Source organism: Pseudomonas sp. HR96 (assembly GCF_034059295.1).
In the GTDB taxonomy this organism is placed as follows: Bacteria; Pseudomonadota; Gammaproteobacteria; order Pseudomonadales; family Pseudomonadaceae; genus Aquipseudomonas.
This window is the reverse complement of sequence record NZ_CP139141.1, coordinates 4,236,605-4,256,717: the sequence shown is the minus strand read 5'-3', so window position 1 is coordinate 4,256,717 and position 20,113 is coordinate 4,236,605. Positions and strand designations below refer to the sequence as shown.

The following is a 20,113-nucleotide window of genomic DNA, read 5'->3' as shown; positions in this document are numbered from 1 at the left end:
TTCACTACACGGATGCCGGGGTGGAACACCTCACTTGCTGGATGAAAATAATTTTCATTTGTGAGATTTGGAGATCAAACCGGCCTGCGCCTCTCGGGGCTTTGCCCCTCCCACCGGTCAGTCATGCACCCACGCACCTTGTTGCGGGCTCAGAACTCTACGCTGCTGGACAACACCACCTGCCTGGGGTCGCCCACCGAGACGAAATACTGGCTGACGCTGGAGGGGTAGTAATGCCGGTCGAACAGGTTGTTGACGTTGAGCTGCAGGCGCACCTTGTGCTTGCCCAGGTGGGTGTCGTAGCGGGCGAAGGCGTCGCTGACGGTGTAGGCCGGCAGGCTGAAGCTGTTGGCTGGGTCGCCGGCGCGTTCGCCGACGTAGCGTGGGCCGCCGCCGAGGTGCAGGCGGTCGCCGCCCAGCAGCGGGCCGAGGTCGTGGCTCAGGGTCAGCGAGGCACTCTGGCGCGGCACATTCTGCAGCGCCTTGCCCTGCAGCTCGGGGTCCTGGCTGACCCAGGCGTCGGTGTAGGCATAGGCGGCCATCAGCTCCCAGCGCTCGGCGATGGCGCCGCTGGCTTCCAGCTCGATGCCACGCGAGCGCACCGCGCCAGCATTGCGGCTGACTGGCAGGCCGTCCACCAGTTCGCTGACCAGCACATTGCGCTTGCGGATGTCGTACAGCGCCAGGCTCGCCGACAGGCCGTCGGCCTGCTCGTACTTGAGCCCGGTCTCCCAGGCTTTGGCCCGCTCGGGCAGGATGCTCGAGTCGATGATCTGCGCCGAGGCGGCATTGAGCGGGGCGATGCTCGAGTTGGGCTTGAAGGATTCGCTGTAGCTGGCGTACCACGACCATTCGGGGGCCAGGCGATAGACCAGGCCGGCGCTCGGCACCCAGGCCTGGCCGTCGATGTCGGTGTTGGCGTGAAACGGCCGGCCGCGCCCGGCGTACTGGTCGTAGCTGATCAAGCGTGCGCCGAGGGTGGCGATCCATTGTTCATTCAGGTGAATCGAATCGCGCAGGTACAGTGCGCTGCTGCGCAGGCGATCGAGCTGGTCGCTGGCGCTGGCCGAGACCTGGGTTGGCGCCACCTCCTGGCCGTACACCGGGTCCGTATAGCTGAACGTGTCAAGGCTGGTCTGACGCAGCAGGTCGCCGCGAAAGTACAGGCGGTGCTCTTCACTCACGCCCACCAGCAGCTCGTGCTGCAAGCCTAGCCACTGGGCGCTGCCGGCCAACTCCAGCTCGCCCTGCTGGTCGCGGCTGACCGAACCGAGGGTGCCGTCCATGCTGCGGGTGAGGGTGCCGGCGCTGGGGTTCACGGCGGTGATGCGCACCTGGTAGGCGTCGTAGGTCTCCTCGTTGTAGCTGTAGGCGGCGCGCAGTTCCCAGTCGTCGGTCCACTGATGCCGGTAGCTCAGCCGGGCCAGCTGCGAGCGCCCGGTCATGTCGTTGAAAGGCTCGTCGAGGCGGCGGTCGTAGGGGATATTCAAGACATGGCCCGTGCCTGGGTCGATGGCGGTGCCGCGGTCGAACGGGGTGACGAACTCGCGATGCTCGTAGCTCAGCTGTACCTCGTCGCGCTCGCCATACCAGGCCAGGGACGGTGCCACCAGGGTTTCGCGGTGCACGCCGTAGTTGCGCCAGTAGTCCTCGTCCTGATAGTCGACGATCAGCCGATAGGCCAGGCCGCCGCTGCCCAGCGGCCCGGTGCTGTCGAGCATCGTGTCGCTGCCATCGCGGCCGTGGGCGAAGCTCGACAGGCGCGTCTGCAGCTCGTTGCGTGCGGTCAGCTGCGGGGTCTTGCTGACCACGTTGATCACCCCGCCGGGGTCCTGGATGCCGTACAACAAAGCGCTGGGGCCCTTGAGCACTTCGATGCTGTCGGTGGTGGCGTTGAAGTTGCGGCCCTGCACCATGGGCATGCCGTCGCGCAGGATCGAGCCGTCGCGGTTGTCGCCGAAGCCGCGCTTGATCAGCGTGTCCTGGGTGCTGCCCAGGGTATTGCCCTGGGTCACGCCGCTGATATTGCGCAGGGCGTCGTCGAGGTTGCGTGGCTGCTGATCCTGCAGCACTGCAGCCGGCACCCGGCTGATCGCCTGGGCCTGCTCCAGCCAGGGCGCGCGGCTGTGGCTGACGGCCGTGCTGGCAGGGGGCTGATAGCCCTGCGATCGATTGGCCTCGATGGTCAGCGGTTGCAGTTGCAGGGCGTCGGAGCCGGCGAGGGTGGAGCCAAGTGCAAGCGCGGGTTGCAGGGCCAGGGTGTGTTCGTCCAGGCGTCGATAACTCAACGAGGTGCCGACCAGCAAACGTTGCAGCGCCTGCTCCACGCTGAATTCGCCGACCAGCGCTGGCGCGCGCAGTCGGTAGGGCGCGTCGTCGGCATACACGAAGTTCTGCCCGCTGACTCGGCTCAGCGCGGCGAGGGCATCGGGCAGGGGTTGCGCGGCGAGATCCAGGCGGTAGGCGTCGGCGGCCGCCTGGGCCGGGCCGACGACGGCAAGAGTGCTGCTCAAGGCGGCTGCCAGCAAGGAGAGTCGCAACCGGCAGCGCATCGTCGACGGGCTCAGGAAAAAATAAGGATGCGAATATATCTCATTATCAATCTGCTTGCATCAGCGCGTCGATCAACTGCCGGTCCGCTGCGCTGGCCGGGTTGTAGACGATCAGGCTGAGGTCCGGACGGCCGTCCACGGCAAATGCCGAATACTCCAGGGTGATGCAGCCGACCTTGGGGTGGTGCAGGCGCTTGACCCCGTCGCCGTGGGCCTGCACCTGGTTCTCCTGCCACAGTTCGGCGAACTCCGGGCTGCTGCGGCTGAGCTCGTCGACCAGCTGCGCGACCTCGGCGTCGGCCCCGGCGCGAGCGACGTCGACGCGGAACGAGGCCACCACGAAGCGCGCCACCGCGTGCCAGTCGGCCTGCGCCGCGCGCACCCGCTCGTGGCTGAACATCAACCGCAGGATGTTGCGCTGGCGCGGAGCCAGCGTGGCGTAGTCGGTGAGCACCGCGGCGGCGGCGCGGTTCCACGCCACCACGTCCCAGGTCGCCGTGCGCACGATGGCCGGGCTGTGGCTGAGCACGTCGAGCAGGCGCTGCAGGCGCGGGGTGATCGGGTCGCTGGCGCTGTAGTGCGGTGGCGGCGGCCGGCCCAGGCCGAGCAGAAACAGATGCTCGCGCTCCACCCCGGTGAGGGTCAGGGCCTGGGCGATACGCTCCAGCACTTCGGCCGAGGGTGCGCCGCCGCGGCCTTGTTCGAGCCAGGTGTACCAGGTGGCGCTGATATTGGCGCGTTGAGCGACCTCTTCACGGCGCAGCCCCGGGGTGCGCCGGCGGCCCCCGGCGAAGCCGAAGGTGGCCGGGTCGAGCTTGGTACGGCGGTTCTTCAGGTAGGCACCCAGGGTGTCGGCGTTGGCCATGGACAGGATCCTGTTAGCGGTTATACCGGGATAAGCTCACTACTTTACCTGCATAAAGGCCAGATCGACACTGCTGTCTCGACCAATGTGAGGAACGGCAAATGAAGGTATTCGTGACGGGTGCAACCGGCTGGGTGGGATCGGCCCTGGTCGCCGAGCTGATCGGCGCCGGCTATCAGGTAACGGGCCTGAGCCGTACCGCCGAAAAGGCCGCAGTCTTGGCCAGGGCCGGGGCACGGGTGCTGCAGGGCACGCTGGACGATCATGACCTGTTGCGCGAGGCGGCGGGTGCCAGCGACGCGGTGATCCATACCGCTTTCAATCATGATTTTTCCAGATTCGCCGCCAACGCGGCGCAGGATCGCCGCGCCATCGAGGTGCTCGGCAGCGCGCTGCAGGGTTCCCAGCGCCCCTTGCTGGTGACCTCGGGGGTGGCCCTGGTGGCCCCCGGGCGGCTGGCGTTGGAAAGCGACCTGCCGCCGACCCACGCGGATTTTCCGCGGCGCTCGGAGGCGGCGGCCATCGCCCTCGCCGAAGGTGGCGTGCGCGCCGCCAGCGTGCGCCTGGCGCCGTCGGTGCATGGCCTGGGCGACCATGGTTTCATGGCCATCCTGGCCGGGCTGGCCCGTGAGAAAGGCGTTTCGGCCTACCTGGGCGAGGGCCGCAATCGCTGGCCCGGGGTGCATGTGCTGGATGCCGCGCGGCTGTATCGGCTGGCGCTGGAGAGCGGTGTCAGCGAGCGTGCCTATCACGCCATTGCCGACGAGGGCGTGGCGTTCAAGGCGATTGCCGAGGTGATCGGCCGGCAGCTGGGCCTGCCGGTGGAGTCGCGAGGGCGCGAGCATTTTGGCTGGTTCGCCGATTTCGCCGGGGCCGATATGCCAGCGTCCAGCGCCCATACCCGCCAGGTGACCGGCTGGACCCCAAGCGGGCCCGGGTTTCTCGAGGATATCGACCAGGCCGGGTATTTTCCGTGAAGCCTGCACCACGGGAGGAGCCAAGCCCGCGAGTGGCCGCAGGCCGGCCCGGTCTTGAAGCTCAGCGAATCACCAGGGTGCCTCCCGGCAGCCGTTGCTGGGTAAAACCCAGCACGGCCTGAAAGGCCGCCAGCATCGCCTGTGGATCGTTGCTGGCGAAGTCGCCGCTGACCAGGCGCGTGCCCAGCTGCTGATCGAGCAGCAGGATGCGCCCTGGGTAATAGCGCTGCACCACCGCCAGCGCTTGGGCCAGTGATTGGCGCCGCAGGCTGACCCGGCCTTCACGCCAGCCGAACGCCTGCTGCGAATCGACGCCCTGCAGCTCGCCGGCGTGGCCTTGGCGGTAGTCCAAACGCTGAGCAGCCGTCAGCACCTGGGCTTCACCATCCGCCGCCGGCTTGACCGCCACGCGACCCTCTTCCACGGTGACCTGGGCCCCGGCGGGCTCGCGGCGTACTTCGAAACGGGTACCCAGCACGCTGATATCGCCGCCCTCGGCATGCACCACGAATGGCTGGCCGTTGTGTCGCACCTGGAAAAATGCCGCGCCGCGCAGCAGGCGGATGTCGCGGCCCTGGTCGCTCAGGCGCACGGCGATGGCGCTGTCGCTGTCCAGCAGCACCTGGCTGCCGTCAGCCAGGTCGACGGTCAGCAACTGCCCCGAGGCGCTGTGGTAGTCGGCGCGCAGGTTGTCGAGCCAGCGTTCGGGCTGGCCAAACAAGGCGAGGCCGCTGGCCAGCAGCACGCTGGCCGCCAGTGCGAGGGCCGGCCGATGCAGTCTGCGTCGGCGTCGCCCGCGTTGCAGGATGGCCTGCAGCGCGGCGTCCTGCTCGGCGGCCAGGCGCACGCCGGCCGTGCCGGTCAGCTGCCATAGCCGGCGGGCGTTGGCGTAGGCCGTGGCGTTGGCCGGGTCGCTGGCCAGCCAGTGGCGCAGCTCGCGCTGCTCGTCGGGCGGCAGGCGATGTTCGTTGAGGGTGCTGTTGTTGGGCTCCGCAGCCAGGCGGGTCACCCACAGCAGAGCAACGTCCTCACTGAGCGGCATGTTCATAGTCCGTCCCTGGCGCCAGGTGCATCGAGGCTGCTCTTGCAGGCTTGCAAGGCCCGCATCATATGCTTTTCCACGGCGCTGGCGGAAATTTCCAGGGCCCTGGCGATCTCGCTGTAGCTCTGGCCGTGGATGCGGTTGAGCAGGAACACCTGGCGGGTGCGCTCGGGCAAGGCGCGCAGGGCGGCCTCGACCTGTAGCAGTTGCAGCCCGGCCTGGTGGGCGTCTTCCAGAGGTGTTGCGGCCCCCACCAGCTCCTCGGGCAGTAACGCCGCTTCGGTGCGCTGGCGGCTGCGCTGGCTGCGCAGGTGGTCGATGGCCAGATTGCGGGCGCTGCGCATCATGTACTGGCCAAGGTCCTCGACCTGCACGTCCTTGCGCCGCCACAGGCGGATGAACAGCTCCTGGCAGAGGTCGGCCGCTGTCGCGCGGCAGGCCACCCAGCGACTCAACTGCTTGTGCACCTGGCCCTGATGCTGGACGAACGCCTGCAGCATGTCCTGCTTTGGGCTCGCAGGCTCGGCGCTGGCAGGCGGCGTCAGGGGCTCGGGGTGGCTGGGCGTGGGCATGGGGGATTGGGCTGGATGGGAATGCGGATCATAAGCGGTTGCAGGGGGCTTGGCTATTTGTCTATGCGCCAGGAGCTCGGAAGATCAAACCGGCCTGCCGGCCTCTCGGGGCCATGCCCCTCCCACTTCGTGGGGTGTTGCGCCTTCGACGTGGGAGGGGCATGGCCCCGATAGGCCGCAGGCCGGATTGATCTTCGATCAGATCCAAGGCCTGACCTGGAATGCAATCACGGCCACCACTGGCCGCCCGCGCGGCCTATCGCGGGCTTCGCGCGCTCCCACATTTGTTTCGGGCGCATGCATCCAGATGCATCACCTATGACCGCCTTGGTGCCTGGCGGTCTATTGTCGGACGGCAAAGGCGGTCGCGGTGATGCCACGGAATGCAACAGATGAACTGCGCCCCTGAGATTGGACATCAAATCCAACCTTAGGGGCTTCTTGCATGATCAAGTACACCCAGCAGTTCAAGCTGACCGCTATTCAGGCCTTCCTGGAGCGGGGCTACGGCTTCCGGCACATTGCCGGAAGGTTCCAGATAGATCCCTCGCTGCTTCGCCGCTGGGTGCAGGCCTACCGCATCCACGGAGCTGCCAGCCTGCAAAAGCGCTTCAAATATTACACTCCCCAGTTCAAGCTCACTGTTCTGGAGCGCATGTGGCGCGAGAAACTTTCCCTGCGCCAGACGGCGGCCGTTTTCAACCTCGGCAACTCCACCCAGATAGCGGCATGGCAGTCTCAGTATTACAGTGGCGCAACCAATGCCCTGGCGGCAGTCAAGAAAGGATCGCGCCCCGTCATGCCCAAACCACTCAAGCCCACGGCCAATTCCACTGAAACCAAAGCAGTCAACGATGAGGAGCTCTCCCATGCCGAGTTGCTGGACAAGCTTCGATGGGTTCAGGCGGAGAACGCCGTCCTAAAAAAGCTCAAAGCCTTAAGAGAGGAGAAGGCGAGGCTCAAGAAAGTCGAGAAGAGAAAGCCCGGATAGTTTCAGCCCTGCGTCAGGAGATCCCGCTGGATCGTCTGCTCAAGATAACGGGACTGCCTCGCAGCACCTACTACCACCAGCTCAAGCTGCTTGCGGCCGGGGACAAGTATGCGCCGCAGAAAGCCCGGATTCAGGCCATCCAGGCCAGGCACAAGGGTCGCCTGGGCTATCGTAGGATGGGCTTGGCCCTGCGTAGCGACGGCCAGGTCGTCAACGACAAGGTCGTGCGCAAGCTGATGGCGCAGTTGGGCCTCAAATGCACGGTACGCCAGAAAAAGTACAAGTCTTATCGCGGTCAGCCCGGACGTATTGCGGACAACAAGATTGAACGCAATTTCACCGCCGAGCGGCCGAATGAAAAATGGGTCACCGACGTCACTGAATTCAAAGTGGCGGGGGAAAAGCTGTACCTGTCCCCGGTGCTGGATTTGTACAACGGCGAAATCGTGGCCTACCAGGTCGACACCTCGCCGCACTACGAATTGGTTGGCAAGATGCTTGAACAGGCGCTGCTTGGATTGCCGCAAGGCGCCAAGCCCATGCTGCATTCGGACCAAGGCTGGCAGTACCAATACTATCGCTATCGAGATCGACTGGAAGAAATGGGGTTGGAGCAGAGCATGTCCCGCAAGGGAAACTGCCTGGACAACGCCAGAATGGAGAGCTTCTTCGGCACGTTGAAATCAGAAATGTTCTACCGTGAGCGCTTCAAGAGTACTGCCGACCTGCGTGCTGCAATCGATGAGTACATCCATTATTACAACCATGATCGAATGAAAATGACGCTTGGCGGACTGAGCCCTGTGGCTTACAGGGCTCAGTCTGCTATAGCCTAGCCGGAGACTGTCCAATCAAAGGGGCGCACCCCAAGATGTAGGAGCGCGCGAAGCCCGCGATCAGGCCGCGTGGGCGGCCGGTGGTGGCCATATTGGACATTTCGCCGGGCCCGCGGAAGATCACACCGGCCTGGCGGCCTCTCGGGGCCATGCCCCTCCCACTTCGTGGGGTGTTGCGCCTTCGACGTGGGAGGGGCATGGCCCCGAGAGGCCGCAGGCCGGTTTGATCTTCGATCAGATCCAGGGCCTGACCTGGAATGCAATCACGGCTACCACCGGCCGCCCGCGCAGCCTATCGCGGGCTTCGCGCGCTCCCACATTTGTTTCGGGCGCATGCATCCAGATGCATCACCTATGACCGCTTGGTGCCTGGCGGTCTATCGTCGGACGGCAAAGGCGGTCGCGGTGATGCCACTGAATGCAACAGATGTAGGAGCGCGCGAAGCCCGCGATCAGGCCGCGCGGGCGGCCGGTGGTGGCCGTATTGGACATTTCGCCAGGCGCTCGGAAGATCACACCGGCCTGGCGGCCTCTCGGGGCCATGCCCCTCCCACTTCGTGGGGTGTTGCGCCTTCGACGTGGGAGGGGCATGGCCCCGATAGGCCGCCAGGCCGGATTGATCTTCGATCAGATCCAAGGCCTGACCTGGAATGCAATCACGGCCACCACTGGCCGCCCGCGCGGCCTATCGCGGGCTTCGCGCGCTCCCACATTTGTTTCGGGCGCATGCATCCAGATGCATCACCTATGACCGCCTTGGTGCCTGGCGGTCTATTGTCGGACGGCAAAGGCGGTCGCGGTGATGCCACGGAATGCAACAGATGTAGGAGCGCGCGAAGCCCGCGATCAGGACGCGTGGGCGGCCGGTGGTGGCCATATTGGACATTTCGCCGGGCCCGCGGAAGATCAAACCGGCCTTGCGGCCTCTCGGGGCCATGCCCCTCCCAATTCGTGGGGTGTTGCGCCTTCGACGTGGGAGGGGCATGGCCCCGATAGGCCGCAGGCCGGTTTGATCTTCGATCAGATCCAGCTGGCATCCCACAGAGGGTAATCGCCAATGCGTCGCACCAGCCCCGCTTCGATCGGGTTGCGTAATACATAGCGGGCAACTGCCTTCATGTCCTCGTCCTTGCGGATCGCCCGGTCATGGAAGCCTGCCTGCCAGACGGCGCCTGTAGTACCCCTCGCCCTGTTGATAGCCGCAGCCGAACGACTCTTCGCCCGACCCACCGCTGTAGAGATATCACCCGCTTGCAGCTCCACCAGCCAATGCAGATGATCAGGCATCAGCAGCCAAGCGATGCTCCGGGCCTGCCCAGCCTCCTGCAGAATCCTGAGCTCGGCGACTACCAGTCTGCCGATTTGCCAGTTCGCAAAAAACGGCACACGCTCGAACGTCGATGTGGTGATCAGATAGCAGCGCCCGATTTCCGAGTGCCTGGCAATGCGCAGGCGATAGCTTCTGTAAGACATTCCATTGTCCTCCCGGTGAGTGGGCAACCATAGGCTGGAACAGCGAACGGCGTCATCGGGCTATTGCTACCTGGTGTGTACGGGCAAAGGCAAACCGGCCTGCCGGCCTCTCGGGGCCATGCCCCTCCCACTTCGTGCGGTGTTGCGCCTTCGACGTGGGAGGGGCATGGCCCCGAGAGGCCGCAGGCCGGTTTGATCTTCGATCAGATCCAGGGCCAGGCCTGGAACGGCCTCTCGGGGGCTTTGCCCCCTCCCACTTCGTGCGGTGTTGCGCCTTCGACGTGGGAGGGGCATGGCCCCGAGAGGCCGCAGGCCGGTTTGATCTTCGATCAGATCCAGGGCCAGGCCTGGAACGGCCTCTCGGGGGCTTTGCCCCCTCCCACGTCGTGGGGTGTTGCGCCTTCGACGTGGGAGGGGCATGGCCCCGAGAGGCCGCCAGGCCGGTTTGATCTTCGATCAGATCCAGGGCCAGACCAGTGGTGAGCATATTGAACCTCAAGGCAAATGATCCGCCGCGAAGTCCGCTTCCGATCTGGCCTGCAAGCGCCCGTCCCGGCAGGCCTTTTGAAACGCCTCGAAATCCCGTTCGTTCTGTTCGGCATAGCCCGTGGCGTAGCTGAACAACGCATCGGCCAGGGCATCGCTCTTGCCGATGTAGCCGCTGATACACGCTGCCATGCCGGAGGCCTTGGCGTGGGCGCGGGCCAGGGCGCGGCCACAGAGCCGGGCGTAGCCGGTGAAAGTCTCGGCGTCGAAGGTTTCCAGCTCGGCCGAAACCTTCATGTCGCGCAACTGCCGCACATAGAAGTCGCGTCCGGTGGGCCCGCGCGTCCAGCCGAGAAACAGGTCGCTGGCGGCCTGCATCAGGCGTTGGCCTTCGACCACCCGCTGGCCTTCATGGCGCCACGGGTTCTTCTGCTTCACGTAGCCGGCCAGCACCGAGCGCCGCGCTTCCTTGAACTGCAGGAACAACGGGTGCTGCTGCTCATCGGTAAGCAGCGCCACCAGGCAGCGGGTACCGACGCTGCCCACGCCCACCACCTTGAACGCCAGGTCCTGCACAGTGAAGCGGTCGAGCAGAGCACGTCGATCGCCCTGCAGCGTCGGCCGATAGTCGCGTTCGAACGCCGCATACAAGGGATGCCAGTTGTTCATGCGCAACCAGTCGTCATTGGCGTCCAGCAGTGAGCTCTTCTTGTGCAGGTGGAAGATCTGCGGCAGGTCGTCGCGAATCTGCAGCTGGCCGTGTTCGCCCAGCTCGGTGATTTTCGGCAGCAGGCGCGCATGGGTGCGCCGCTGGGCCTTGTCCATGGTGCGCTGGATGTGGGCCAGGGTGGCCTTGCTCTGGGTCTCGCCGATCAGGTCGTCGTAGGTGATGGCGTTGTACCAGGTGGCCAGCGCGCCGAGGTGGCTGCTCTCGGTCATCGACTGCTGGTAGGCGCCGACCACTTCACGGCATACCCGCTCCTGGGTGTCCGGGCTGTGGCGCAGGTGCCGCGCGGCGATCAGAAAGCTCGCCACCAGGCGCTTGAGGTCCCACTCCCAGGGGCCGGGGTGCGCCTCGTCGAAGTCATTGACGCTGAACAGCAGGTTGCGCTCGGGTGTGGCGAAGCCGCCGAAGTTCATCAGGTGGCAGTCGCCGCAGATCGGCGTGACCAGCCCCATGTTCGGCGTGCCGGCCAGGTCGTGGGCCTGCAACAGGGCGTTGCCACGGTAGAAGGTGAACGGCGACACCAGCATACGCCCGTAGCGCAACGGCACCAGGGCCTTGACCCGGCCCTTGCTGGACGCCTCGATCAGCGGCAGCGGGTCGCGGCGAATGTCGCCCAGCAGCGCCTGGCTGGCGCGCGGGCATTGGCGACGGGCATGTTTGCCACGCGCCATGAGGTCGGTGCTTGAGGTCATGGGAGCCCTTGAGTGGCCGCCGTTACTCCTTCACGTCCATGAACTCGCGCGCCCAGGAGGTGTAGGTTTCCGGCAGCGTGTAGGTGTGGGTCAGTTCGGTGGCGGTCAGGTTGCTGGTGCTGCGGGTCAGGCCGCGCTGCTCGCGCAGGCTGTCGTAGGTGGCCTTGATCGCGGCGAAATAGGCGCCGTGGCCGGCCACCACGATGCGCACGCCAAGCTTGGCCAGGCGCTCGTTGTCGTTGAGCTGCGGGTTGCCGTAGGTCACCAGCATCAGCGGGATGCTCAGGTTCTCGGCGATCTTTTCCAGGTGCTCGAAGTCTTTCACGCCGACCATGCAGATGCCGTCGGCACCGGCCTTCTGGTAGGCCTGGGTGCGGTGGATGACCTCTTCGGTGGACAGCACGCCGGCGTGGGTGCGGGCAATGATCGACAGTTCAGGGTCGACTCGGGCTTCCAATGCCGCACGGATCTTGCCGATGCCTTCGGCGACCGAGATCAGGTCGGTCGATTTGCGCCCGAATTGCGCCGGCAACAGGGTGTCTTCGATGGTCAGCGCGGCCACGCCGGCGTGCTCCAGTTCGACCACGGTGCGCATCACGTTCAAGGCGTTGCCGTAGCCATGGTCGGCGTCGGCGATGAACGGCAGCTGCGCGACGCGGCCGATGCGCCGTGCCTGTTCGGCGAATTCGGTCAGGGTGATCAGCGCGAAGTCCGGCGCGGCCAACACCTGCAGAGAGGCGACCGAGCCGCCGAGGATGCCCACTTCAAAGCCCAGGTCGGCGGCGATGCGTGCAGACATCGGGTCGAACACCGAGGCGGTGTGATAGCAGGAGGTGGAACCGAGCAGTTGACGGAATGCGCGGCGCAGTCCTTGGTGGGAAATTCTGGGCATGGATTGCTCCGAAAACAGGCGAACCTTGGCGAACGGTACGGTAAAGGGACGACGGCTCGCGTCAGGGCCAAAGGGCAGGGATGGGCAAAGTTATCATGGCCAAGCCCCTGCTGACACGATTTTGCATGCGCCGGCGATAGCCTGCGCGGTGCACCACCTCAGCTTCGGGCCAGCAAGGCCGTGCCATACAGGCCGATGGCAAAGACGACGTGCCCGGCGATGTTCAGGCCGCGGGCAAGGTTCGGGTTGGGCGCTTTCGAGCAGGCCACGCCAACGCCCATGCCCGGTTGCAGAATGTACCAACCGGCGCCAACGGTCACCAGGCCGACCACCAGTGCCGCGCCGAAGGTCGGCTGCGCCGCCCATTGCAAGCCCCAGATCAGCAGCAGGGCGGCGGCGAAGACGATGCCGGTGAGGTAGTGCCCGACCCAGCCAATGGCCAACTCGCCCGCCACGGGTGGCGATTGGGCGATGCCGTTGCGATGCACGAAATGCCCGCGCGGCAGGCCGGCAAACCAGCGCCCGACGAAATGCCAGGGCGGCAGGGGCAACTTGAACAGGCGGTGGAGGGCCAGGTTCCACAGGTCGAGCAGGGCGGTGGCGCCGATGCCCAGAAGCATGGCGTGGGGGAGGAAGGCGTGCATGGGGGGCCTTGTGTGTGGGGCTATGGTGCTACGGTAGCATATTGAACATTTCGTCAAACGCTCGAAAGATCAAACCGGCCTGGCGGCCTCTCGGGGGCTATGCCCCCTCCCACGTCATGCGCAAAAGCTCATGTGCGAGGGGTCATGGCCCCCGAGAGGCCGCCATACCGAAACCACATTTCATGCGCCATTCCCAGCGCAACTGTTGCACAATAGGCGTTGGTATTTTTTTCGGGATGTGTAATGTCTAACTCTACCGTCGTCACCCGCTTCGGGCTGGCCGCCGGGGTGGCGGTGCTGCTCGGGCTGAGCGGCTGCTCGTCGTCCAAGCCGGCGCTGTACGATCACGAGAACTTCGATGACGCTGGCACCTTCTCGCGCAACTATCCGGTCAGCGACAGCGCTTCCTGCGAGGCTGCGCGGCGCGCGCTGTTGAGCCAGGGGTACATCATCACCAGCACCGATCCCAAGCTGGTGGCCGGGCACAAGAGCTTCCAGCAGACCGGCGACACGCACATGGAGATCAGCTTCAACATCGTCTGCGCCAGCGACAACGCGACCAACCACAGCTCCACCGTATTCGCCAACGCCTTGCTCGATCGCTACGCGCTGAAGAAGACCAACCAGTCGGCCAGCCTGGGCGTTGGCGTGCTCGGTTCGGTGTCGATGCCGATCGGTTCGAGCGACGACTCGATGGTCAAGGTGGCCAGCGAAACCGTGGCGTCCGACACCTTCTACGACCGTTATTTCGCCCTGGTGGAGAACTTCCTGCCGCCCGAAGCCAAGAAGGCTGCGCATATTCCGGAGAAACCCGGCAACGAGTTGGGCGTGCCGGAACCGGCGCCGGCCAAGGCGGCCGCCAAACCCGCGCAGCCGGTGAGCGAAGCGCCGCCGGCCGCTGCCGCCCCTGCGGTGAAAACGCCGGAGCCGGCGGCCGTGGCCGACCCCACCGTGCAGTCCGAGCCTGTGACGCCGCCTGTCGAGAGCACACCGATCGAGGCTGCGCCGGTGAGCTTGCCCGTGGAGCCTGCGGCCAGTCCGGCGCCGGCTGCGCCTGCCACGCCGGAAAACAGCGTGCCGGCGACGACGCCGTGATCCTGGTCATGATTTGTTAATCGTTTTTGGTTATGCTCCGGTTGAACCCAAAGTCAGAAAATAGCGCCGGAGAGTCACCCATGGACGATTATCAAGAGGAATGGCTGGAAGCCCGGGCGTTCGAGCTCGACCCGCTCGAACCCGTGGACGATGCCACCGAGCTGTAACCCGCCTGCATCATCCCTGTTCAAGCCGCTGCGCCCGCCGACATTCGCCTGGCGTCTGTCCGGTCCAGCGCTTGAACGCGCGCTGAAACGCCTCGGCCGAGGCAAACCCCACCAGGTAGGCGATCTCGCCAAACGCCAGGGACGTGTCCCTGATGTAGGTGCTGGCCAGGTCGCGCCGGGTCTCGTTGAGGAGAGCACGGTATTGCGTGCCCTGTTCGGCCAGTTGCCGACGCAGGGTCCAGACCGGCAGCTTGAGGCGTGCGGCCACTTCTTCCAGGCTCGGCTCGCGACCGCCGCTGAGCAACGGCCCGATCAAACCGATGATCTGCTCACGCAACGTGCGCACCCGCGTGCGCTGCGCCAACTCCTGTTCGCACAGGCCCAGCAGCTGCTGCCAGGTGCCGGGGCAATGCTCGGGGTTGCGCAGGGCCAGGCTGGCCTGGTTCAGGCGCAGCTGGTTGGTGCCGGCGGCAAATTGCACGGCGTTGGTGCTCAGGCCGGCGTAGGCGCTGGCGTAGCTCGGCGCGGCGAATTCGATCTCCAGGCGCTCGGCGCGCACCGCCTGGCCGGCCAATTGGGTCAGGTGCTGCAGCCAGCCGCTGAGCACCGAGTCGACCACGAAGCGGTTGTAGTCGTTGTACGGGCTGATCGAATAAAAGCGCAGCCAGGCGCCGCCGGCGTCTTCGTGCAAGCTGGCCTGCCCGCGATAGTTGGCGGCGTACAGCGGCTCGAAGCGCATCAGTGCGCGCGCCGCTTCGCGCACGTTCGGCGCCTGGGCGGCAGTCACGCCCGCCAGGCCCAGGTGCGCCAGGCGACTGCACGCGCCCATGGCCAGGCCCAGCGCCGGATCGGCGGCCAGCTGCAGCGCGGCATGGCCCAGGCGCATGTAGCGGGCGATGCTCAGCCGCGCGCCGGGTTCGGCCAGGCGCCGCGGCTCCAGGCCGTATTGCAGCAACAGGGGTTGGGGGTCGTGGCCGGCGCCGCGCAAGGCGGCTGCCAGGCTGTGCACGAAGCCCACCGAGAGATCCCCCAGACGAATGCGCGGCGGCGCTTTCACAGCCATACGTTGATCAGCCGCGCGACCGCGGCGGGTTCGTCGACCTGGGAGCTGTTGGGCATGCCGGCAAAATTGTGGCCGCTGCCGACTTCGTCCCACAGGCGTCCGCCGAGGAACACGCCGACATGGCTGGCCCCCACGCCCGGCAGTGCCTGCGCGCCGCCGCTGACGGCAATCAGCTGGGCGCCCTCGCGGATTAGCTGGGCGTACAGCGTGGGATTGTCGGCGTCGCTGCCCAGCAGGATGCCGACACGCCCGGCCGGGGTCTGAATGACCTGCAGGACAGGCGGGGACGTGCCTTCGATGAACGCGCCCTGCACGACGCTGGCAGACGCCTGCCGCTGCGGCTGGCCCAGCGCCTGGCCATCGGCGCCGAACACCACGCTGACGTTATGCAGGGGACCACGGCTCGGTTGCAACCGGCCCTGTGCAATGACCGGCTCCGGCAGCACGATGGAGCCGGCGACGAGGGTCACGGCGAACTCGCGCGCCAGGCCGCCGAACAACTGCTGGTAGTTGTCCGCCATGCTCTGCGCCTTCATGCGCAGCCAGGTGTCCGCCAGCCGCTCGCTGCCCTCGGCCTGCAGCCAGGCGCTGGCAAATTGCACGGGGTTGCCGAGGGCGAGCCACGGCATGGCCTCGTCGCGCCGGCTGGCATCGTACAACTCCTGCTTCTCGCCCAGTGCCCACAACCAGGTGCCGATGTGTTCGGGCAGTACCACCACCGTGCGCGGCCCGAGCAGGCCTTGCTCGCGGGCGCGCTGCAGGTAGGCGGCGAGTTTCAGGTGCAGGCGATGGCGGCTGCGATAGTCGCTGGAAAACAACTGCGGCTGCACCCCGAGCAGGTTGCCGCGATCGCCGCGCACGCCGGCTTCCAGGCCCATTTCCACGCGCAGGTCGGACAGGTAATGCCCCGCCGGCCGCTCCCGTGCCCACAGGCCATAACCGCCCGCGGCGATCACGGCCGAGAGCAGGAGGGTGGTGGTGAGCAGTTTGCGCATGGTCAGGGCTTAATGGGGTTCGGGCCTGGGCAGTATCCCTGATTGCGGCTTGCGGCGTCGACTCCGCTGCGGGAGGGGGGGCCGAATCCGCAGCGTCGGCAACTGTACAGGTCGCCCACCCATACAGTTCGGTGGGCTTTGCCCAAGGCGTACCGGTACTTCCGGCGGCACTCTGCCTAGTCTGCCCAACCACAACTTCTAACCTCGCCCGTTACAGGAGTTTGAATGATCACTGACGAAATCGTCGTTGTCACAGGCGTGACATCCGGCATCGGCCTCGCTTGCGCCAGGCAATTGATCGAACAGGGTAACAAAGTTGTCGGGATCGGCCGTCGCCAGGAAAGACTGCACATCTTGGGTGACGAGTTGGGTGGCAACTTTCTGCCGCTAAGCTGTGACGTGCGAGACCTGCAGAAGTTGCAGGAAAAGTTGGCCAGCCTGCCTGCCGAGTTCGCCGGGGTGAGCAAGTTGATCAACAACGCCGGCCTGTTGCAGGGCCAGGGCAGCCTGCTCGAGGTCTCCGACGAGCAGGTGGCGACGATGCTCGACACCAACGTCCATGGCCTGCTCGCAGTGACCCGCGCCTTGCTGCCCCGGCTGATCGACAGCGGCCGCGGGCACATCGTCAACCTGAGCTCCATCGCTGCGCACTATCACTACGCCGGCGGCCACGTCTACGCCGCCTCCAAGGCCTTCGTCGAGCATTTCGGCCAGTGCCTGCGCACCGAGCTGGTGGGCAAGCGGGTGCGCCTGACCAACGTCGCGCCGGGCAAGACACGCTCCGAATTTACCCTGGTGCAGCACGCGGGCGATCAGGCCCGTGCCAACCAGGCGTACAGCAATATCACCCCGTTGGAACCTGAGGATGTCGCCGAAGCGGTGCTCTGGGCCCTGCGCCAACCCGTTCACGTCAATATCAACAGTATTGAGTTGATGCCCGCTGATCAGCAACTTTCGTATCGGTGATCCCATGAACCCATCGCTCGCCCATTATTATGTAAGAAACAAACTGACGTCCAAGTTGATCAGCAAGCGCGTGCTCTCGCCGATCTCCTCTTTTCTGCAGCCACCGGCGGACTTGATCAAGGCCCTGCGCATTGAAAACGAAGTACCCAAGTTGTCAGAGGTCTTCAGCCGCTTTCACAGCCTCGACGACGAACGCAGCGGGCTGCCGCGCTACATGCCGTTCTACCGGTTTATCCAGTCGAAGTTTCCCGGTTTCAAATGGCAGGTGCGTGCCAGCCAGGGCAAGCCGACGCTGATCCTCGACAAGCCCTTCATCAATCAGAGCCGGCCCTCACTGCTCAACCTGCTGCTCTGCGCAGTCAATGACAACACCGCCACCACTCCGGCGCTGAAGGTGCGCTACCCCGCCATGCAGTGCTTGCCGGACGCACTGGTGCTGGATCTGGAGCGGGCTTTCGACAGTCTGTCGTTCGCCCCTTCGGCGGCGCACTTCGTCGCGCGCTTCGCCGAAACCCTGGCCAAGGGCCTGGCCGGGGAGACCATCACGCTGGTCTCGCCGGTGTGCCCCGACTACGGCTATGAGAGCAAGAACGGCCGTCTGCGCTACACCTTCGAGCACCTGGGCGACGGCATTGGCCTGGTCGCCGGGCGCGTGGCCAAAACCTTGCCGCAGCTGCAGGCCGTGCTGCGCAAGCATGGCATCGACGCGCGCCTGGCAGTGGCCGCCGGGGATTTCGAAGGCTTCGACGCCAGCACCCTGAACCGCCTCAAGGAGACCCGCGAAGGGTTCGCGCACAAGTTGCAGATCAGCCAGGGCAAGCTGCTCGAAGCGCTTGGCGGCGAGGCCGAATCGATCATGATCGCTGGCGCTGCGGGTGGCGAAGCTGCCTGGCACGCGCTGACCGCCGACGCCCAGCAGCGCCTGGAGCGCCACGACAACGGCTGCATCGTCGACAACGACCTTGATTACCCGTCGATCTTCAACGCGCGCCTGCCGTTGTACCAGGCCTGGCACCAGCAGCGCAGCAACGAGGAACTGATGCAGATCCTCTACGCCCAGGGCGCCGAGTATGCCGCCATCGGCAAGGTGTTCGCCGCGCAGTGGGACAACCCGATCGTCATCGGCGCCGACCATAACCGCATGCAGCCGTTCTACTGGTTGTACAGCACCATCCCGGTCCTCTACCTGACCCGGGTGTACTGATGAGCCGTGCGCAGCAAGGCCTCTATCAGTGTCAGTACGGCGCCCAGGGCGACGTGCGCGGCAGCTACGCGCACCTGCCGTGGCAGAGCCTGTGGACCTGGCTGACCGGCAAGGCGCTGGCACCGGCAGAAGACGCGCAGCCTGCGCCGGCCCGTGGCGAGCGGTTTCTGCTGGCGCATCTGTTGTTCACCTGGTCGGCCATGGCCGCCTTGGTACTGCTCGGCCAGGCGGCCTTGTCCGGGGCTCTGGGGCAGGGCGCCGGGCTGTTGCTGGTGCCGCTCGGCTGGGTGCTGATGGTCAATCGCCTGCGCAGCCTGCAGGCGACCTTCCACTACCTGACCCACGGCGCCGTGCTCAAGGACAAGCAGCGCGCCCAGCGCTATGCCCGGTGGTTCCTGACCACGCCGCTGCTCTACCAGGACTGGCACACCTACAACCAGAGCCATGTCCGCGAGCACCACAACATCCACGTGCTGTGCTCGGCCGCCGACCCTGACCAGCGCTTCATCGAGGCGCAGGGTTTCTACCTGGGCATGCCGGAGTGGCTGTACTGGTGGCGGGTGGTCAGCACGCCGTTTCACCCGGTCTACCTGCTGCGCCAGTGGCGCGAAACCCTGCGCGACAATCTGCAGCGCCCGCCGCGCGCCGAAGTGCTGTTTCGCCTGAGCTTCTGGGCGCTGCTGCTCGGCGCTCTGTGGGCGCTCGGCGGCCTGCAGGCTTTCGCCTTGATGTATGCGCTGCCGCGAGCCGTGCTGTTCGAGCATTCGATGTGGTTGCAGCTGTTCACCGAGCACCTGTGGTTTTACCAGCCAGCGCTGCCGGCAGGCGCCAAGCAACGCTACGGCTACCTGACCTGGGGCCGCTTCCAGGGGCGTCGGCCGCCGCGCGAGGGCGGCCTGGCCATGGCCGGCTGGCTGCTGCGCGGGCTGCTCTGCGACCTGCCGGTGCGGCTGTACATCTACCCCCAGGACCTGCCCAACCACGACGCTCATCACCGCCGCCCCAACGTGCATTTCTGCGACATCGCACGCTACCGCGCCAGTGCCGAGCGCCAGCCATCGTCCTACGGGCCATGGCTGGAAGTATGGGGCTTCGTCGCCGGCCTGCAGCTGATTCGCGACCACCTTTGCCGCGGCGTGCAAGCGCCGTTCACCCTGCGTGACCCTCAACCCACTGCTCATTTCACCCCGCCCACCTGTCAAGGAGTCTGACCATGCAAGAGACGATTCGCACAGCCAATCAACAGCTGCGCACCCAGGCCTACGCGTCCCTCGAAGCGACGCAGCTGTTCTCGCTGCAAGACCTCGACTACCTGGAAACGGCCTGCCAGGCAATCCCCAAGACGCTCATCGAGATCGGCGACGTGGGCGAGGAAAACTTCCTCGCGGTCGGTCGCTTCATGGAAGACCAGAAAGGCCAGCTGCCGGTCTATCGCAACGACCCGCACGGCCAGCAAGTGGTCGACATCCTGCTGTCGGGCAAGGGGCGCGAGTTCTTCGACGGCATCATGGAGGGCGAGTGCTTCATCCGCCGCTGCCAGTCCAACCAGCTGGAGGCCGGCAATTTCATCGGCAAGCACATCGACACCTACAGCAACCTGGAATACCGCTATTCAGTGGTGATCCAGTTCGGCAAGGACTACGAGGGCGGCGAGTTCTTCATCGAGCATGAAGGCCGCGAGTCGCAGTTCAAGACCTCCTACGCCAGCGTGCTGATCAACCGCTGCGAAATCCCCCACGGCGTGCGCAAGGTGCAGAGCGGCACCCGCACCTCGCTGGTGTTTTTCCTGAGCACCAGCCCGCTGGACCGCCCCAACCTGAACAACAAACAGATCTGATCGACAACAGGTCCGAGCACTTCACAGAAAGGAACGC

16 protein-coding genes and 1 pseudogene are annotated in these 20,113 nt (G+C 65.6%); 7 read left to right on the top strand and 10 right to left on the bottom strand.

Going from position 1 to position 20,113, the window contains the following annotated elements; translation table 11 throughout:
- Positions 1-149 precede the first annotated feature (149 nt).
- Both SFA35_RS18965 and SFA35_RS18960 read right to left on the bottom strand, forming a co-directional pair.
- Positions 150-2,552 (bottom strand): TonB-dependent siderophore receptor, encoded by a 2,403-nt coding sequence (locus SFA35_RS18965; RefSeq protein ID WP_414058422.1) that lies wholly within the window; start codon positions 2,550-2,552, stop codon positions 150-152.
- Positions 2,553-2,598: 46 nt separating this feature from the next.
- Positions 2,599-3,417: a helix-turn-helix transcriptional regulator gene (locus SFA35_RS18960; RefSeq protein ID WP_320572067.1), complete on the bottom strand. Its 819-nt coding sequence runs from the start codon at positions 3,415-3,417 to the stop codon at positions 2,599-2,601.
- Positions 3,418-3,518: 101 nt separating this feature from the next.
- On the opposite strand from SFA35_RS18960, the gene SFA35_RS18955 reads away from it, so the two are divergent.
- Positions 3,519-4,394, top strand: coding sequence for an SDR family oxidoreductase (locus SFA35_RS18955; protein WP_320572066.1), 876 nt, complete (start codon positions 3,519-3,521; stop codon positions 4,392-4,394).
- A gap of 61 nt (positions 4,395-4,455) precedes the next feature.
- On the opposite strand, the gene SFA35_RS18950 is transcribed toward SFA35_RS18955, so the two are convergent.
- Both SFA35_RS18950 and SFA35_RS18945 read right to left on the bottom strand, forming a co-directional pair.
- Positions 4,456-5,436 (bottom strand): FecR family protein, encoded by a 981-nt coding sequence (locus SFA35_RS18950; RefSeq protein ID WP_320572065.1) that lies wholly within the window; start codon positions 5,434-5,436, stop codon positions 4,456-4,458.
- 2 nt (positions 5,437-5,438) lie between these two features.
- Positions 5,439-6,008, bottom strand: a complete 570-nt coding sequence (locus tag SFA35_RS18945) for a sigma-70 family RNA polymerase sigma factor (RefSeq protein WP_320572064.1) — start codon at positions 6,006-6,008, stop codon at positions 5,439-5,441.
- A gap of 445 nt (positions 6,009-6,453) precedes the next feature.
- Here SFA35_RS18945 and SFA35_RS18940 point away from each other — a divergent pair.
- Positions 6,454-7,835 (top strand): annotated as a pseudogene (locus SFA35_RS18940) (IS3 family transposase).
- 1,020 nt (positions 7,836-8,855) lie between these two features.
- On the opposite strand, the gene SFA35_RS18935 reads toward SFA35_RS18940, so the two are convergent.
- The 4 genes from SFA35_RS18935 to SFA35_RS18920 form a co-directional block, all read right to left on the bottom strand.
- Positions 8,856-9,308 (bottom strand): REP-associated tyrosine transposase, encoded by a 453-nt coding sequence (locus tag SFA35_RS18935; RefSeq protein WP_320572063.1) that lies wholly within the window; start codon positions 9,306-9,308, stop codon positions 8,856-8,858.
- Positions 9,309-9,803: 495 nt separating this feature from the next.
- Positions 9,804-11,213: a DUF2252 domain-containing protein gene (locus SFA35_RS18930; protein WP_320572062.1), complete on the bottom strand. Its 1,410-nt coding sequence runs from the start codon at positions 11,211-11,213 to the stop codon at positions 9,804-9,806.
- A 22-nt stretch (positions 11,214-11,235) separates the two neighbouring features.
- Positions 11,236-12,105, bottom strand: coding sequence for an oxaloacetate decarboxylase (locus tag SFA35_RS18925; RefSeq protein ID WP_320572061.1), 870 nt, complete (start codon positions 12,103-12,105; stop codon positions 11,236-11,238).
- Positions 12,106-12,263: 158 nt separating this feature from the next.
- Complete coding sequence (locus tag SFA35_RS18920; RefSeq protein ID WP_320572060.1) at positions 12,264-12,749, bottom strand: DUF2938 domain-containing protein; 486 nt, start codon at positions 12,747-12,749, stop codon at positions 12,264-12,266.
- A 243-nt stretch (positions 12,750-12,992) separates the two neighbouring features.
- On the opposite strand from SFA35_RS18920, the gene SFA35_RS18915 reads away from it, so the two are divergent.
- Complete coding sequence (locus SFA35_RS18915) at positions 12,993-13,844, top strand: DUF2242 domain-containing protein (RefSeq protein WP_320572059.1); 852 nt, start codon at positions 12,993-12,995, stop codon at positions 13,842-13,844.
- 177 nt (positions 13,845-14,021) lie between these two features.
- On the opposite strand, the gene SFA35_RS18910 is transcribed toward SFA35_RS18915, so the two are convergent.
- On the bottom strand, positions 14,022-15,074 hold the full coding sequence (locus SFA35_RS18910; protein ID WP_320572058.1) for an AraC family transcriptional regulator: 1,053 nt from the start codon (positions 15,072-15,074) through the stop codon (positions 14,022-14,024).
- Positions 15,065-16,069 carry a carbon-nitrogen hydrolase family protein gene (locus SFA35_RS18905; RefSeq protein WP_320572057.1) on the bottom strand — a complete coding sequence of 335 codons (1,005 nt, stop codon included), beginning with the start codon at positions 16,067-16,069 and terminating at the stop codon, positions 15,065-15,067. The genes SFA35_RS18910 and SFA35_RS18905 overlap by 10 nt, the downstream gene beginning before the upstream one ends.
- A gap of 225 nt (positions 16,070-16,294) precedes the next feature.
- On the opposite strand from SFA35_RS18905, the gene SFA35_RS18900 reads away from it, so the two are divergent.
- The 4 genes from SFA35_RS18900 to SFA35_RS18885 are packed head-to-tail and all read left to right on the top strand — an operon-like array spanning position 16,295 to position 20,076.
- Complete coding sequence (locus SFA35_RS18900) at positions 16,295-17,035, top strand: SDR family NAD(P)-dependent oxidoreductase (RefSeq protein WP_320572056.1); 741 nt, start codon at positions 16,295-16,297, stop codon at positions 17,033-17,035.
- Positions 17,036-17,039: 4 nt separating this feature from the next.
- A complete protein-coding gene (locus SFA35_RS18895) occupies positions 17,040-18,239 on the top strand; it encodes a hypothetical protein (protein ID WP_320572055.1) in 1,200 nt (399 codons plus the stop codon).
- Positions 18,239-19,450 (top strand): hypothetical protein, encoded by a 1,212-nt coding sequence (locus tag SFA35_RS18890; RefSeq protein WP_320572054.1) that lies wholly within the window; start codon positions 18,239-18,241, stop codon positions 19,448-19,450. The genes SFA35_RS18895 and SFA35_RS18890 overlap by 1 nt, the downstream gene beginning before the upstream one ends.
- A gap of 2 nt (positions 19,451-19,452) precedes the next feature.
- Positions 19,453-20,076, top strand: a complete 624-nt coding sequence (locus tag SFA35_RS18885; protein WP_320572053.1) for a 2OG-Fe(II) oxygenase — start codon at positions 19,453-19,455, stop codon at positions 20,074-20,076.
- Positions 20,077-20,113: the final 37 nt, after the last annotated feature.

Coding starts and splice junctions, on each gene's coding strand:
- SFA35_RS18965 (WP_414058422.1), bottom strand. CDS start 2,552: ATGCGCTGCCGGTTGCGACTCTCCTTGCTGGCAGCCGCCTTGAGCAGC.
- SFA35_RS18960 (WP_320572067.1), bottom strand. CDS start 3,417: ATGGCCAACGCCGACACCCTGGGTGCCTACCTGAAGAACCGCCGTACC.
- SFA35_RS18955 (WP_320572066.1), top strand. CDS start 3,519: ATGAAGGTATTCGTGACGGGTGCAACCGGCTGGGTGGGATCGGCCCTG.
- SFA35_RS18950 (WP_320572065.1), bottom strand. CDS start 5,436: ATGCCGCTCAGTGAGGACGTTGCTCTGCTGTGGGTGACCCGCCTGGCT.
- SFA35_RS18945 (WP_320572064.1), bottom strand. CDS start 6,008: ATGCCCACGCCCAGCCACCCCGAGCCCCTGACGCCGCCTGCCAGCGCC.
- SFA35_RS18935 (WP_320572063.1), bottom strand. CDS start 9,308: ATGTCTTACAGAAGCTATCGCCTGCGCATTGCCAGGCACTCGGAAATC.
- SFA35_RS18930 (WP_320572062.1), bottom strand. CDS start 11,213: ATGACCTCAAGCACCGACCTCATGGCGCGTGGCAAACATGCCCGTCGC.
- SFA35_RS18925 (WP_320572061.1), bottom strand. CDS start 12,105: ATGCCCAGAATTTCCCACCAAGGACTGCGCCGCGCATTCCGTCAACTG.
- SFA35_RS18920 (WP_320572060.1), bottom strand. CDS start 12,749: ATGCACGCCTTCCTCCCCCACGCCATGCTTCTGGGCATCGGCGCCACC.
- SFA35_RS18915 (WP_320572059.1), top strand. CDS start 12,993: ATGTCTAACTCTACCGTCGTCACCCGCTTCGGGCTGGCCGCCGGGGTG.
- SFA35_RS18910 (WP_320572058.1), bottom strand. CDS start 15,074: ATGGCTGTGAAAGCGCCGCCGCGCATTCGTCTGGGGGATCTCTCGGTG.
- SFA35_RS18905 (WP_320572057.1), bottom strand. CDS start 16,069: ATGCGCAAACTGCTCACCACCACCCTCCTGCTCTCGGCCGTGATCGCC.
- SFA35_RS18900 (WP_320572056.1), top strand. CDS start 16,295: ATGATCACTGACGAAATCGTCGTTGTCACAGGCGTGACATCCGGCATC.
- SFA35_RS18895 (WP_320572055.1), top strand. CDS start 17,040: ATGAACCCATCGCTCGCCCATTATTATGTAAGAAACAAACTGACGTCC.
- SFA35_RS18890 (WP_320572054.1), top strand. CDS start 18,239: ATGAGCCGTGCGCAGCAAGGCCTCTATCAGTGTCAGTACGGCGCCCAG.
- SFA35_RS18885 (WP_320572053.1), top strand. CDS start 19,453: ATGCAAGAGACGATTCGCACAGCCAATCAACAGCTGCGCACCCAGGCC.